The 14,230-nt window shown below is 67.9% G+C and carries 11 protein-coding genes and 1 pseudogene; 6 read left to right on the top strand and 6 right to left on the bottom strand.

All coding sequences use genetic code 11. From position 1 onward, the window contains the following. Positions 1 to 125: 125 nt before the first annotated feature. From A3IC_RS71415 to A3IC_RS71405, 5 genes and pseudogenes are all read right to left on the bottom strand, one after another. Complete coding sequence (locus A3IC_RS71415; RefSeq protein ID WP_245599610.1) at positions 126 to 920, bottom strand: serine integrase family protein; 795 nt, start codon at positions 918 to 920, stop codon at positions 126 to 128. 5 nt (positions 921 to 925) lie between these two features. Further along, on the bottom strand, positions 926 to 1,834 hold the full coding sequence (locus tag A3IC_RS71410; RefSeq protein WP_245599608.1) for a recombinase family protein: 909 nt from the start codon (positions 1,832 to 1,834) through the stop codon (positions 926 to 928). 313 nt (positions 1,835 to 2,147) lie between these two features. After that, complete coding sequence (locus A3IC_RS56970) at positions 2,148 to 2,876, bottom strand: ABC transporter ATP-binding protein (protein WP_020553436.1); 729 nt, start codon at positions 2,874 to 2,876, stop codon at positions 2,148 to 2,150. Then, on the bottom strand, positions 2,873 to 5,584 hold the full coding sequence (locus A3IC_RS56965; protein ID WP_020553435.1) for a branched-chain amino acid ABC transporter permease/ATP-binding protein: 2,712 nt from the start codon (positions 5,582 to 5,584) through the stop codon (positions 2,873 to 2,875). The genes A3IC_RS56970 and A3IC_RS56965 overlap by 4 nt, the downstream gene beginning before the upstream one ends. 302 nt (positions 5,585 to 5,886) lie before the next feature. Next, a pseudogene (locus tag A3IC_RS71405) lies at positions 5,887 to 6,563 on the bottom strand (ISAzo13-like element transposase-related protein); the annotation flags it as partial. A gap of 482 nt (positions 6,564 to 7,045) precedes the next feature. Between A3IC_RS71405 and A3IC_RS0128250 the strand changes: the two are divergent. Both A3IC_RS0128250 and A3IC_RS56960 read left to right on the top strand, forming a co-directional pair. Next, a complete protein-coding gene (locus tag A3IC_RS0128250) occupies positions 7,046 to 8,224 on the top strand; it encodes an ABC transporter substrate-binding protein (RefSeq protein ID WP_158696126.1) in 1,179 nt (392 codons plus the stop codon). A gap of 784 nt (positions 8,225 to 9,008) precedes the next feature. After that, a complete protein-coding gene (locus A3IC_RS56960) occupies positions 9,009 to 10,232 on the top strand; it encodes a DUF3500 domain-containing protein (RefSeq protein ID WP_020553431.1) in 1,224 nt (407 codons plus the stop codon). Here the strand turns inward: A3IC_RS56960 and A3IC_RS56955 are convergent. Then, positions 10,223 to 11,167 (bottom strand): LysR family transcriptional regulator, encoded by a 945-nt coding sequence (locus A3IC_RS56955; protein WP_020553430.1) that lies wholly within the window; start codon positions 11,165 to 11,167, stop codon positions 10,223 to 10,225. The two genes, A3IC_RS56960 and A3IC_RS56955, sit on opposite strands and share 10 nt — an antisense overlap. 233 nt (positions 11,168 to 11,400) lie before the next feature. Here A3IC_RS56955 and A3IC_RS0128235 point away from each other — a divergent pair, with 233 nt between their 5' ends. From A3IC_RS0128235 to A3IC_RS0128220, 4 genes are read left to right on the top strand one after another with little or no spacing between them, the layout of a single operon-like run. Then, positions 11,401 to 12,165 carry an SDR family NAD(P)-dependent oxidoreductase gene (locus A3IC_RS0128235; RefSeq protein WP_020553429.1) on the top strand — a complete coding sequence of 255 codons (765 nt, stop codon included), beginning with the start codon at positions 11,401 to 11,403 and terminating at the stop codon, positions 12,163 to 12,165. Positions 12,166 to 12,179: 14 nt separating this feature from the next. After that, positions 12,180 to 13,016: a 2-keto-4-pentenoate hydratase gene (locus A3IC_RS0128230; RefSeq protein WP_052173841.1), complete on the top strand. Its 837-nt coding sequence runs from the start codon at positions 12,180 to 12,182 to the stop codon at positions 13,014 to 13,016. Then, the gene (locus A3IC_RS0128225) at positions 13,016 to 13,810 is read left to right on the top strand and encodes a 2-keto-4-pentenoate hydratase (protein WP_020553427.1); all 795 of its coding nucleotides are present in this window, start codon (positions 13,016 to 13,018) and stop codon (positions 13,808 to 13,810) included. The genes A3IC_RS0128230 and A3IC_RS0128225 overlap by 1 nt, the downstream gene beginning before the upstream one ends. Before the next feature lie 3 nt (positions 13,811 to 13,813). After that, entirely contained in the window at positions 13,814 to 14,227 is a 414-nt protein-coding gene (locus tag A3IC_RS0128220) for a tautomerase family protein (RefSeq protein ID WP_020553426.1), read from the top strand. Positions 14,228 to 14,230 lie beyond the last annotated feature (3 nt).

Below are 14,230 nucleotides of genomic sequence, written 5' to 3'. Positions count from 1 at the left end.
GGAGACCGAAGACGATCTCGTCGTCCGGCCGGAGACCCGGCCCGAACCGTGCCGTGTCCTGGATCCCTCGCACGCGTGTCTCGGCCCGCCCGAGCCGGAGCCGCCGGTCCTGCCATGTGCGGCGCCTAGCGCAGCCGACGCGAGTCCTCGGCGGTCTTGGCCGAGCCGGCCCCGATGTGCGGGCGGACCGTGAATGCGGCATCGCAGATCAGGGCGGACGCGACCCGGGACCATCCGCGGCGGCGTTCTCGATTACCGCTTGGTGGACAAGGCGCAGGACCGCGCTCACGATCTCCGAGATCGCCAGGGCTAACTCCGCCCAGCCACGCGACGTGGCCTGCGTAGTGCGGGGCTGCGCGAACAGGGTCTGCCTGGTTGTGGGGGTTGACCCCGGCACCTGATGACGAGGTCGGCACGCCCACGCTCTCCGCAGTGCTGAGCCCCGTTTTGGGTGGGCAAGTGGCGGCCAAACAGTGCCGGGGGACGGCGGGTGTGCCGGGGACGCGGACGGTGTAGCCCCGGCCGCGCAGTACGGCCACGCGCTGGTCGAGTGCGGCGCGCACGACGGGCTCCAGTTCGGCGGCGCGGAGGAAGCCGCGACCATGCCTGGCATGTAGAGGGTGATCGGCAGTTCCGGGGGCGCGAGATCCTCGTGGGGTCGGCCGCGGGGTGTGCTTGGGCATCAGGTCGGCGACGGCCGTGCGGACGGCGCTGCGGCTGACGCCGTGTTCGCCGACCAGGGCGGCGATCGACCGACCTTCCGGATAGGCGGCGCGTACGTCGCTGATGTCCTCGGACGTGATGGCTGGGCGGCGTCCGCCCTTGTTGCCCTTGGCCACGGCGGCCCGCAGCCCGTCGTACGTCAGCTCCTGCCGGAGGTCGCGCCGCAGGTCGCCGGCTGCGGCAAGGGTCTGTGCCATGAACTTCACGGTGGACAGCGGTTCTCCGGAGCGTGGGTGGTGGGCGGTGAGGTCCATGGCGGGGAACGCGCCGTCGCGGCTACGCGGGGGAGGCGGCCCTGGCGCAGGACGTCGAGCACGTCGAGGAGGTGTCGGGTGCTTCGTACGAGGCGGAACATCTCGGAGATGTGCACAATGCCGCCGGGCCGTGCGTAAGCGAGCAGTTCGCCGAACTTCGGCCGCTGGAACGGGTGGAGGCGTCTGGAGGTGCCGGTCTCCTCCTCGAACGTCACCGGGCCCTCGATCCGGGCCTCGGTGAGGACGAGGGTTCTGCCGGGCGGGCACGAAGATGTCCCCCGAGCGCAGGTCGTCGAGCAGCGTGCACAGCTCCAGGTAGTGCCGGTAGGCGGTCGCGTCCCCCTTGGCGCGGCCTCGTCGAGGTAGCCCTGCCAGCGGTTTGGGACGAACAGCGTCGGGGCGCCGTCGGCGACGTTGCCGGCGCCGATGGCGTTCAGCTCCCGCAGGATCTCCAGAGCCTCGACCAGCGGCTGTGCCTCGGTGCCGCCCTTCTTGCAGCGCCTTCGGAGCGAACTGGCGGATGTAGCGTAGGAGCCTTCCAACAGCCGCAGATGTGAGCGCTCGCGCGGGAGCCGCACCGTGGCCCGGCGCCTGCGGCGATCAACCGGGACCTGCCGATCTTCCCGCGCGGCAGCGTGCTCACCGCCTCGTCCTGGATCCCGGCGTCGGCCGGGACGGGCAGGATCTCGTCCAGTAGGGCAAGCCGCTCCCCGGAGAGCTTGAGCCCGCTCGGCGAACTCGTCGCGCAGCTTGATCCGGTCCCGCGACTCCGAGCCCGACAGCGTCTGGTCGAAGAGCTGCACCACGGAGTCCATGACGTCGACCGAGAACTGGGCTGGCAGCGTGAGCAGGATCACGTGGCGCCGGGTGTGCTCGCGCCGCACGAGCGCCTGCCCAGGTCGGACGCCGCCCGACCTGGGCCAGGAAACGGCGCCGTTCGGCGGCAGCGCGGACAGGTCCGGGGTGTGCGCGCGTCCAGGTCGCGCAGGAACAACAGCTTCTCCACCTCGCCGCCCACACTGTTGGGCGACGCCTGCACTGACCCGGTCCCCAACCGGCGAGCCTCGACGAGCGCAGTTGCGCGTCGAAGTCCAGCAGTCCGTCCAGACCGCCGGCGCGCTCGCCGGTCAGCGGCGCGGCATCGGTGAGTGAACGACAACCTTCCGGCGATCACAGGTAGAGGCGGCGTACCTCGTCCATCCGACCGCGTAGAGATGCGGCGGTGTCGGTCAGTTCGAGTCGACCGCGACGCAGGACCACACCGCGGTCGGCTATGCCGATCACCTTGGTGACCTGCTGTTCGACCAGCAGGACGCCGAGGTTCTCGTTCCGGCATGCCTCGACGAGCGCCTCCAGGATCCGGTCGACCAGCATCGGCGCGAGCCCCAGCGACAACTCGTCGGCCAGCAGGACTTTGGGGTGACGAGCGATCGCCCGCGCTACTGCCAGCATCTGCTGCTGGCCACCCGAGAGCAGACCGACGGTCCGGGAGTAGTGCGGCTTCAGCTCGGGGAAGTAGTCCAGGGCGCTCTCGTCGCATCCGCCGACCCGCAGATTGTCCCGCACGGTGAGGCTCATGAAGACGCAACGCTCCTGCGTGACGAAGGACAACCCATCGCGCGCGCGGGAGTGGAGAGGCGTGGCTACGGTCTCGCCGTCCAACTCGACCGTGCCCTCCTGAGCTGTGAGGAGCCCGGCGAGCCCCATGAGCGTGGTCGTCTTGCCGGCGCCGTTGGCGCCAAGCAACGCGACGATCTCACCCTGTCCGACCTCCAGATCGAGCTTTTGCACGTAGGCGACCGAGCCACCGTGACCGACGCTCAGTCCGCGGGCGGCGAGTACGACCTTGCCACTCGGTATCGGTACGTTCTTCTCGACCGCTTCGACTATTGGGCTCACAGGACACCTCCGTGCGTGCCGGCTGTCAGATCCGCACTGCCTACGCTCTCGATCTCTTCGCCGAGATAGGACGCGATGACCTCCGGGGCTTTCCGGACCTCGCTCGGTGCACCGCTGGCTATCACCTCGCCGAAGTTGAGGGCGGTCACGACATCGCTGACATCCATGACCAGTTCCACGTCGTGCTCGATCAGCAGGACACCAACGCCGCTCTGCTCGGCGATCCGGCGGATGAGCGTACGCAGTTCCGCAGTCTCGACCTCGTCCAGACCCGCGGCCGGTTCGTCGAGCAGCACGATGTCCGAGTCGGTGGCGAGTGCCCGGGCGATCGCCACGAGATGCCGTTTGCCGTAGGAGAGCTCCTCAATGCGGCGGTCGAGAACACCGTCGAGTTCGAGGAGGCGCACGGCCTCCCAGCCGGCTGGGCTCAAGGAAACCTCCTGCGGCCGGATCAGTTCGCGGACCACACGGTCTCGACGGTTGATCTCCGACGCCGCCCGGATGTTGTCGTAGACGTCGAGGTCATCGAACAGCTCAAGGCTCTGGAACGACCGGCCGATCCCGAGTCGCGACCGCTTCCAGGTTGGCATCCGCCGCAGTGAGTCGTTGCCGAGGCAGACCTGCCCGCTCTGCGGGTGCGCAAAGCCGCTGATGACGTCGAGGAGCGTCGTCTTGCCCGCCCCATTCGGCCCGATCAGCCCGTGCACCGTGCCGGGCTCGACCGTGAGCGACACGCCTTTGAGTACGTGCACCGCGCCGAACGACATCCTGACGTCGGTCAGGGTCAGGGCCCGACGTGTCCGTGTGCCGCGCTGCAATCGTGGTGTCGCCGGCTCGGGGATCCGCGCCGGCGCATTGCGCCGGCGACGAGTGGCCAGACGGCGGACCAGCGAGACGTTGACCGACACGATTCCATCAGGGTTGAGCAGGATCGTGACGAGCAGCACCACGCCACCGACCATCGGCAGCCACGCGAACTGGTCGTTGTAGGCCGAGGCGACGACCTGGTTGCCGACACCTCCACTCGCGAACGTCATGCCGACGAGCGGACCGATGATCCAGCCGAGCCCACCGATGACCGTCCAGCCAAGCTGGCTGATCGACGACAACGGGTCGAAGTTGCCGTAGACGACGGCGGTGGACCGGAAGGCCAGCAACACTCCGCCGACAGCCGCGATGAAGGCCGAGATCACGAATGCCGTGGTCTTGGCACCGTTGACGTTGATACCGATCGACGCTGCCGCACGCTCGTTGCCTCGCACCGCGATCAACCGGCGTCCACCTTGGGAACGACGGAGGTTGGCTACGAGCAGACCGAAGATCACGAACACCAAGATGACAACCGTCAGATAGCGACGGGGATCGATGATCGGCGTGAGATCCAGGCCGAGGATCGTCGGGCTCGGCACCGTCACGAGATCGCTGCGGCTGAAGACCGTCGCATAGAGCAGGACGCTGAACCCCAGCGTGATGATCCCGAGACTTGCCCCTCGCATACGTCTCGCGGTGAAGGCGAGGACGAAGCCGAACGGGATCGCGCAGATTCCGCCGATCAGCAGCAGCAGCAGGAACGGGATCCCGGGGTGGTCGTGGGCGAGTTCGGACGCGACGACCGCGCCGACACCCGCGAGTGCGAACGGGGCGAGCGAAACCTGTCCCGCATATCCGGTGACGACCACGACAGACAGCATCGGGATCGCCACGAGCAGGCTCGTCAGCAAGGCGAAGTTCCACTCCACGGGCAGGACGACCCACACAAGCAGGATCGTGACCGCGAGGGTCGGCAGGACCAGCGCCCAACGGATCCGGCCGTCTCCCAAGGAGGGCATCCGGGTGCCGACGAAGCCACGCGAGGGGATCGCGCGGCCGCGCAACAGCATCAGGAGGACCAGGAGTGCGAACGTCGCGATCGTTCCGGCGCCGCGGACGTCGGTGTGCACCGTCGCCTCGGACTGCGCGACACCGATCCCGATGCCGCCGACGATCGTCAGCGGGAAGGACACGAGACCGCCGCCCAGTGCGGCGGCGAGCACCGGGACGAGGAGGCTGAGGAAGGCCACGAGATTCAGACCACTCAGAGGTGCGAGGAGAGATCCGGCCAAGCCTGCCAACGCACCGCCGAGGAACCAGCTGCCGATCGCGATACGTCCAGGGTCGTGCCCGAGCGTCTGCCCAGCGATCGGATTCTCGGCCACCGCGGCGGTGATCGCCCCGTACCTGCTGTAGCGGAAGATCGCCCACAAGATCGTCGTCACAACGATCGCGACGACTACGAGCAGCAGGCGGTCCCGACCGATCGATCGGCCGTCCCACAGATCGAGAGGGGCCGTCGGCAGGAGGGACTTGACGCTCTGCGCGTCGCTCGTGAAGGCGAGCAGCAGTCCCGCCTGGATCACGAGGAGCACTCCCGTTGATGCGATGAGCTGTGTCAACGGTGAGGCCAGGCGCAGCGGGCGCATGACCAGTAGCTGGATAAGGACACCGGACAGGCCGGCACAGAGGACGGCGGCGAGCAGGGAGAGTGCCAGGGGGATCCCCATCGAGTTGCTGAAGTACGCATACATGTAGGCTCCGAGCGCGGCCTGCGAGGTGTGCGCCAGGTTGAGGACACCCGTTCCGCGATAGACCAACACGAGCCCGAGCGCCAGCAGGCCGAGCATGGCACCAGGGCCGAGCCCGATAAGGCCGTAGTACGCGATGTCCTCCACGTGAGCTCCTCCATCTGGTGGGTGGCCGCGTGGCCGAAAGAGAGTGCGCCGACCAACCGTTCGACGTCGTCTTGGTCGGCTGCGATGCGTCCGGGGCACTGGTGGCGCACATGATCGTCACACCCACCCGGCGGCCGTTCAACGCCGTTTCTGCGCACTCGACATACGGAAAACGGATCAACGGATGTGCGGGCTCAGCCGTCGTCGAGGCCGAGCAACGAGCGGAGGCCGCAATGCGCGATCTGCTCCGGAGCGTCGTGCGCGAAGCCGATCGCGCGGCTCTCCGCGACGGGGAGGGCCCTGATGTCCTTGCCCGGCTCCGGGTCCGGGAAGCCGCAGATCCGCAACCCGGGCCGGCTCGCCCGCAGGGTGCCACTCGCTGCCGGTGTTCTTGTAGTTGCCGACCACTTCCTCCTTTTTCGTGTCGACGCCGACCACCGGGTCCCCGGCGGCTTGGTGGTCCCGGGCCCGCTCGTTGATGTAGCGGAACTGGCCTTCACAGTCCGGGTGTTGCCTGCCCTCGGCGGTTTTGGCGTTGCCCTGAAGGCTAAAGCCTTCCTCACGCAGCAGGTCGGCCACGGTCTCCGCCGAGACGCGGTGGCCCTGTCCGGTCGGCTCGCCGGGCAGATGACGGGTCGACTTCGTCGTCCAGCGCAGCGGCGACTTCGGGTCGCCGCGCATATCCGGCTCCACGGGGGCCGGCAGAGCGGACCGCAGTCCAGGATCGAGATTCACCGTGCGCTTGCGGCCTCCGCCTTCCCTATGTACACGGCCCCACGGAGCCGCACCGGATTCCGGTTCAGCGACCCTGTGGGAGACGGTGCCCTCGTGTACCCCGGCCGCACGGTCACCTTCCTGATCCGCCATGACCCGGCGGCCGGGCCTGCGCTCCTGTGGCCAACCGGCGCCGGTGCTCGTCCGGATGCGGAAAACAACGCCTCGAACTTTGCCGCCGCACCGCCTCGGTTTCTTCCGACATCCCATGACGCAACAACGACCAGCCACGACGGAAGCTACGATTTGTTTCTCCGCAGGCCCTAACCGAACGACGTTTATTCTGGATCTGGTTTCTCTCACTACTCAGTCAACTCGTTGTCGAGTATCCAGAACGGGCTCTACTTATCTGCCCGGTTGCCGAGTGTGGGCCGGTCGCCGCCGTCGTCAAGATGACGTCAGGCTCGATTTTGCCTGCTCTGGCCGCATCCGCCGCGACACCCCGCACCATCGGTGCGCTGTGTGCGTCGCTTACGCGGCGGATCTACCGCCGCGCTCGAAGTGAGCGCCTGTCGACAGCTTTCACGACGTGTTCTGCCTATCCGGTTTCCGGATCAGCGAGGTCGCCTTTTCGGCATGGACCGACCGGCCCGTCTTGAGACACGCTTTCGTGGACGTCGCCGTGATCTGAGTCACACGATCCCAGGGATCGAGTTCGGGCTCGTTCGGATTCCACAAGGAGACAGCATGAAGCGATTGTTGGTATTTTTTGTCGTGGTCACGATGGCGCTGAGCGCGTGCGGCTCGAGCGATAAGAAGGCAGGGTCCGATGCGGGGCCGATCAAGCTTTATCAGATTTCGGAGCTGCAGTCCCCTGCGACGTCGCTACCGTTCATGAAGACCTCGGCCGAGGCGGCCGTCAAGGAAATCAATGCGTCCGGCGGCATCAAGGGGCGCCGGCTCGAACTCGCCTCGTGCAACGAGAGGAACGATCCGAACGCGGCGGTGAAATGTGCGCAGACCGCGACCCAGGACAAGGACTATGTCGCTCTGGTCGGCGGGCTCAGCCTCTTCGGCGACCAGATCAATCCCATCATCGAGGCGGCCAAACTCGCCAACGTGGGTGTCTCCCTGGTGTCCGACTCCGACGCCAGGAGTCCGATGAGCTTCGCGACGTCTGCCGGTGTCCCTGGCTTCGCCGCCATGCCGGCGGTCGCCAAGAAGTACCTCAATGCGAGCAGGATCGGCGTCATGAACATCTCGACGCCGGCCGTCGGGACGCTCAACTCCTACTTCGAGGCCGGTGCCAAGACGTCCGACGTCAAGATCGTCAAGAAGATCGAGGTCCCAGCCGACGCGACCGATTTCACGCAGTACGTCTCGCAGCTCGACGATGCCGGTGCGCAGGTCGTCGTCTCGAGCATGACTCCGCAGGCCAACCTAGCCCTGTGGCAGGCCATCAGCTCCAGCAAGTCGGCCCTCAAGACAGTCATGAGCGATGCCACGGTTTCCGCCGACCTGATCAAGCAGGCCGGCAACAAGATCACCGAGGGCAACTACGTCTGCGTCGGTACACCGTCCAGCAACGCGACCAATCCGACCGGCAAGGCGTACTCGGAGTCGATGGCCCAGTACGCGCCGGACGAGAAGGTCATCACGGGTGTCGGCCTGAACGCCTGGCTCGCGGTCAAGCTCTTTGCGCAGGTCGCCCAGGACATCAAGGGGCCAATCACTCGTGCCAGCGTGCTCGGTGCCATGAACAAGGTCGAGAACATGAAGTTCTACTGGCTCGAATCGCTGTCGTTCGACCAGGCCGGCCCGCTCAAGGACTATCCGAGGATCGTCAACCCGATCACGTTCACGAACGAGATCGTGAACGGCCAGTACGTCGAGAGACCGGCCTTCAACCCGTTCGTCAAGAGGTAGGCGGCGCGTTCGCGAAACCCGGTCGGGAAAGTGCCGCGTGACGTGCTCGATCCGTTTGGAACGTGACACTGCGGCGGTCCGACAAGGCGCCCAGGACCTCGGTGCCGACGCGTGCGCGTGGGGTCGGCAGTCCTGGCAGGTGCTCGGTGAGTCTGCGGATGGGCCGGCGGGTTGACGGCAGGCCGAGTCTCGTCGGGCGTGTGGTGTCCGTCGCCACGACGAAGTCCTCGTCGTCAGGCGTCGACAGGCGGGGACGGCCTCCCGTCGACCGTGGGTGCAGGCTTCCATCCCGAGTTGTTGAACCGGTGGATCACATCCCGCACGGTGCCATCGTCCGCCTGGAGGAGGCGGACGATGGCACGGACACTGGTCGGTCCCGGCGCACGATCGCCTGCACGCGGCGCCCGATGTTGTTACTCGACCGCCGTACCACGACTCCCTCGGCCACCCGCACCCTCCCGCTCGAACGACCCGAACAACCCCGAAGGACCCTCCAACCGAGACTCCGGCCGACAGCGCCGAACACCAACGCCACGAACCAATCCGGTCAGGGCACCACTGGCGCCCCCGGATCCAAAGGCGTTGGGTCACTATCCGGGATCCGGATCGATCACCTGCGAGGTTCGAGATCCGGTTCGGTTCGCCGGGCCGATTCCCGGTGTTACGGTCTCGCAGAATTCGAGCTCCCGAGTGGATCACCACCCCGGACGGGCGGCGTGTCGCGACCGTTCATCGGTTGCCCACAACTCCTGTTTGTCACCCGAACCGTGATCGGAGGAATGTCATGCCCTCAGACGACGACCGGACGGTCTACCGAGGGGCCCGACCGAGCCCCGTCCGCCGCCCGTTCCGCCGCGGCCACATCGACGCGTCGATGATGCCGCTCGGGCCGGAGGTGTTCGCGGCGGTGTCGGAGGCTGCCCCGGTCCTCCATACCTCGGCACAGTCTTTCGTCGGGGTCACCGAAGACGGCGTACCGCGGCCCGACCTCTTCGGGCTGCGTGACGAGGGGCTCTCCACGGCTGTCATCGCCGGGGCGGCCCGCGCCTGGCTCGACTGTCTCGACGCGGATCACAGGCGGAAGGCCGTCCTGTCCGTCGAAGCAGTGGAGTGGCAGCACTGGATCAACGCGTTTCTGACTTTCCCGGAGCACGGGGTGTTGCTCGACGAACTCGGCGCCGACCGGCGTGGGTTGGCGATGGACCTCGTCCGCGCCACGGTGTCGGCAGCCGGAATGGACGACATCCGGACGGCGATGCGGCTGAACGCCCGCCTCGGCGAGCTGTGTGCGGGCTACGAGGACACGCTCAAGGAGTACATGTACTGGTTGACCATCTTCGGCGAACCGTCGGAGACGGAGCCGTGGGGCTGGCAGCTGATGGGGCATCACCTCGACCTCAATTGCTTGATCGTGGGCGGTCAGGTCGTGCTGACCCCCAGCTTCCTCGGGACCGAGTTCGACGGCCACGAACTGTTCGCCGAACACATCAAGGCGGGCGTGCGCTTCATGGACGCCCTGAACGGAGCACAGCGCGACCGAGCGGTCGCGTACCGGTCGATCCGCAACGCGGATCTGCCACCGCATCTGGCCGGACCCATCAACGGTCGACACGTCGCCGGCGCCGGCCAGGACAACCTGGTGCTGCCCTACGAGGGGCTCTCCGGCGACAGCCTCGACCGCGAGCAGCGGACGTTGCTGCGCAACCTCGTCCGGCCCTACCTGCGAGTGCTCCCGGACGGTTCACGCCTGGCGCGGCAGGCCGAGATCGATCGCCATCTCGACGTGACACACGTTCTGTGGATGGGCGGCTGGGGTGATGGTGAGCCGTTCTACTACCGGGTCCACAGCCCCGTGATCCTGATCGAGTACGACAACCACTCAGGGGTGTTCCTCGACAACCCCGAGCCGCAGCCGTACCACGTCCACACGATCGTGCGGACGCCCAACGGCAACGACTACGGCAAGGACCTTCTCGCCCGGCACTACGCCGCGGCGCATCACCGCTGAGTTGGAGCCTCGATCGGGGCCGGGCGCAGGTCGACGGTGCCGGCCGGCAGCGGGGCGTCGAGGATCGCCTGCCAGAACGGGCTGCGGATGACGGCGAACTCCTGACTCGTCTCGAACACGGCAGCGACCTCGCGCACGAGCGCCGGGTCCGCCAAGGGCAGGACGCACACACCGTCGTGCCCGCAGCCGTCGACGGCGAGCGAGTTCGTGAACCCGACGCCGAGGTCGTTGCGGACCAGCGCGATCAGCGTCTGGGGGATGTTGGTCAGGTATGCGACGGTCGGCGTGACGTCGTGCTGGAGCAGCATCTGATACGCCTCCGTCTGGCCGAGGTTGTGGCCCGGGACGACGAGGTCGTACAGCCCCAGGTCCTCGGTGCGGACGGGCTCGCCGACGCGCGCCAGCTCGTGATGCGCGGGAACGACGACGCGCATCGGTTCGCTCCACAGAGGGACCCCCCGCAGGCGTCCGTCCTGGGTCGCGGGGTAGCGCGGGCGCAGCCCCAACTGCACCCGGCCGGTCAGCAACGCTTCGTCGACGTGGACGAACTCCTCGACGAGTTCGACGTGGATGCCCGGGAACCGGCGGCGGAAGTCCCGGATCACCCGCGGCAGGAAGCTCGCGGCTGCGCTCGGGTGCGCCGCGACCGCGAGCTGGCCGCGGATCAGGCCGTTGACCTCGGCGACCGCATTGCGTCCGAGGTCCAGCTGTGTCAGCGTGCCGCGGGCATAGGCCAGGTACGCCTCGCCGGAGGGCGTCAGGGCCACCGGCCGCGCACGGCGGTCGAACAGTTGCACACCCAACTCCCGTTCGAGAGATCCGACGTGCGCCGATACCCGCGACTGTGCACGGAAGATCGCTTCCGCCGCCGCCGCGAAGCCTCCGTGGTCGACGACGGCAACGAAGCTGGTCAGCCAGTCAACCTGCACGGTCATACCCCCCTCTTCGTCGTCCGCGCCGGGACGGCCGCCGTGCGGTCCGCAGCCGGCGACGACGGCGCTTCGGCACGGAGAGTCGGCCGGGTCCACGGATCTGTGCGGAACCCGGAATGTGTCGGGTCCTTCCTACGGCACCGCAGTGGATCCGACCCCGACCGATCCACTTTGCGGATAGCGGACTCCAGTTCTTCGATCTGGTGTGCCCCAGGCGAACTCAACAGGATGAATGCATGGATCGGACCAAGCGTGCGAGTGATCAGCAACGGGTCGTACTGGTGACGGGCGGCGCGTCGGGCATCGGGCGCGCCACCGCACTCCGGCTGGCGAACGACGGGTACGCCGTCGTGGTCGCCGATCGGAACGTGGACGCCGCCGCGGAGCTCGCGGACGAGATGGCCGGCTCCGGATCGACCGCACGGGCGGTACGCGTGGACGTCAGTGACGGCGAGGAGTGCGCCGCAGTGGTGCGGTATGCCGTCGACGCTCTCGGACGACTGGATGCCTTGGTGCACTGCGCTGGCATCCCGGGGGCGAACGACCCGGTCGCCGACACGTCCGACGCCGAGTGGGACTCGGTCGTCGGGGTCAATCTGGGCGGCACCTTCCGCATGTGTCGCGCCGCGGCACCGGCGCTGAGCCGGTCCGACGCGGGCCGGATCGCCCTCCTCGCGTCCGTCGCCGGCAAGGAGGGCAATCCGCGGGCCGCGGCCTACTCCGCGTCGAAGGGCGGCGTCATCGCGTTCGCCAAGGCATTCGCGAAAGAATTGGTCGCCACGCGCGTGCTCGTCAACGTGGTGACGCCCGCGCTCATCGCAACCCCGATGGTCGGGCAGTCCACGCCCGAGCACGTCGCCTACATGACCTCCAAGATCCCGATGGGCCGGCTCGGTCGCCCCGAGGAGGTCGCAGCTCTGCTCGCCTGGCTGAGCTCACCCGAATGTTCCTTTGCGACCGGGGCCGTCTTCGACATCTCCGGCGGCCGCTCAACGTACTGATGAGGAGCACCAGCATGTCTGCGGGCCTGGTTGAGCACGACAACACCCACAACGCCGCCGTACATCGCGCGACCGCGCAGCGACTAAGCCGCGCCTACGAGCGTCGCGAGGCCACCGACCCCGTCATCGACGGTCATCCGCACCTGGGTGTCGACGACGCCTACGCGATCCAGAAGCAGCAGGTCGCCGGCTGGATCGAGAGCGGTGACGAGATCGTCGGCTACAAGGTCGGTCTCACGTCGCGCGCGATGCAGATCCAGACCGGCGTCGACCAGCCCGACTACGGACACCTCATGCGCAGCATGTTCGAGCTCGGGCACTTCCCGATCCCCTCGACGAGGTTCATACAGCCGCGCATCGAGCCCGAGATCGCATTCATCCTCGCGCGACCCCTCTCGGGGCCGGGCGTCACCATGGCCGACGCCGTCCGAGCGATCGACTGCCTCCTGCCGGCGATCGAGATCATCGATTCCCGGATCCGTGACTGGCAGTTGACGATCGTCGACACCATCGCCGACAACGCCTCGTCGGGGGGCGTGGTGCTGGGAGGTCACCCCGTCTCACCGCGGTCGATCGACCCGCGGCTCGCGGGGTGCGTGCTGCACCTCAACGGAGAGGTCGTTGCCACAGGTGCGGGAGGGGCCGTGCTCGGGTCGCCGCTGAACTCGCTGGTCTGGTTGGCCAACGCCCTCGGATCGCTCGGCGTGACGCTGGAGGCCGGGCACGTCATTCTTTCCGGGGCGATGACGCGTGCCCAGTCCGTCCGCCCGGGCGACACCGTGAGCGCGCACCTCGCCGGGCTGGGGTCGGTCGGCGCCGTCTTCGCCACGGACACCCAGGAAGCCGCCTGATGGCCGGCCCCGAGCGTTCGTGGACATCGGAGATCGTGGCCGAACTGCTTCTCGACGCCGAGGCCCGGCGAACCCCGACCGAGGGCATCGCGTCGCGCTGGCCGGAATTCGACCTGGACGCCGCCTACCGTGCCCAGGACCTGGCGGTCCGGCTCCGGGTCGCTCGCGGGGAGCGGATCGTCGGGGTCAAGCTCGGACTCACGTCGGTGGCCAAGCAGCGGCAGATGCACGTCGACACCCCGTCGATCGCCTGGCTGACGGACACGATGGAACTCGCCCCGGGGACGGCGGTGCCGACCGACCGGCTGATCCATCCGCGGGCCGAACCCGAGATCGTCTTCGTGCTGGGCAGCGAACTCTGCGGCCCGGGCGTGACCGCCGCGCGCGCGATGCAGTCCGTCGCGAGCGTCGTGGGCGGCATCGAGATCATCGACAGCCGATTTACGGGGTTCTCCTTCACACTCCCCGACGTCGTCGCCGACAACAACTCGTCGAGTCGCTACATCACCGGCTCGCTGCAACTCCCGCCCGACGGGCTCGACCTCGCGCTCGAGGGCTGCCTGCTCGAGGTCGACGGGCAGGTCGTCGACAGCGCGACCGGCGCAGCGATCCTCGGCAACCCGGCACACGCTCTCGCCTTCGCCGCGAACGAACTCGCCAAGCGCGGGCAGGCGCTGGAGGCCGGATGGGTCGTGTTGACCGGCGGCCTCACCGAGGCGGTGCCGCTGCACCCCGGGTCGCGGGTGGCGGCGCACTTCACGCACCTCGGTTCCATCGTGATCAAGGCGGAGTGACCCATGCCGATCCTGATGCTGTACCTCGGTGACGACATCGCCGACCGCCGGCGGTACGAGCAACTGCTGACGCGGGCGAGCCGGGTCATCGCCGACACGCTCGAGACGCCGATCGACCGCACGCGCGTCTTCATCCACACCCATCCGGGACGAGCAGCCGTCGGAGGCCGACCGCTGGCGCCGGGGGAGATCGGTGCGCCGTTCTTCGTCTGCCACGTCAGTTCCCATCGCCCCCCGGAACAACGCACCGCGCTGCTGGCACGCCTGACCGACGTGATCGAGGAGTCCCTCGACGTCGACCGGTCGGTCATCCGCGGCTGGGCCCAGCCGACGGAACCCGACTCGTGGGCCGTGGCCGGCGTACCACTGAGCATCGCGCGCGCCGACGAGGTCGGCCGCGCGGAGAAAGGTGACTAGGAC

It is taken from the genome of Embleya scabrispora DSM 41855, from assembly GCF_000372745.1.
In the GTDB taxonomy this organism is placed as follows: domain Bacteria; phylum Actinomycetota; class Actinomycetes; order Streptomycetales; family Streptomycetaceae; genus Embleya; species Embleya scabrispora.
This window is presented reverse-complemented; position numbering and strand designations above follow the sequence as displayed.

Excerpts from the sequence above, each read along its gene's own strand:
- A3IC_RS71415 (WP_245599610.1), bottom strand. The coding sequence starts at position 920 with ATGGCACAGACCCTTGCCGCAGCCGGCGACCTGCGGCGCGACCTCCGG.
- A3IC_RS0128250 (WP_158696126.1), top strand. The coding sequence starts at position 7,046 with ATGAAGCGATTGTTGGTATTTTTTGTCGTGGTCACGATGGCGCTGAGC.
- A3IC_RS56960 (WP_020553431.1), top strand. The coding sequence starts at position 9,009 with ATGCCCTCAGACGACGACCGGACGGTCTACCGAGGGGCCCGACCGAGC.
- A3IC_RS56955 (WP_020553430.1), bottom strand. The coding sequence starts at position 11,167 with ATGACCGTGCAGGTTGACTGGCTGACCAGCTTCGTTGCCGTCGTCGAC.
- A3IC_RS0128235 (WP_020553429.1), top strand. The coding sequence starts at position 11,401 with ATGGATCGGACCAAGCGTGCGAGTGATCAGCAACGGGTCGTACTGGTG.
- A3IC_RS0128230 (WP_052173841.1), top strand. The coding sequence starts at position 12,180 with ATGTCTGCGGGCCTGGTTGAGCACGACAACACCCACAACGCCGCCGTA.
- A3IC_RS0128225 (WP_020553427.1), top strand. The coding sequence starts at position 13,016 with ATGGCCGGCCCCGAGCGTTCGTGGACATCGGAGATCGTGGCCGAACTG.
- A3IC_RS0128220 (WP_020553426.1), top strand. The coding sequence starts at position 13,814 with ATGCCGATCCTGATGCTGTACCTCGGTGACGACATCGCCGACCGCCGG.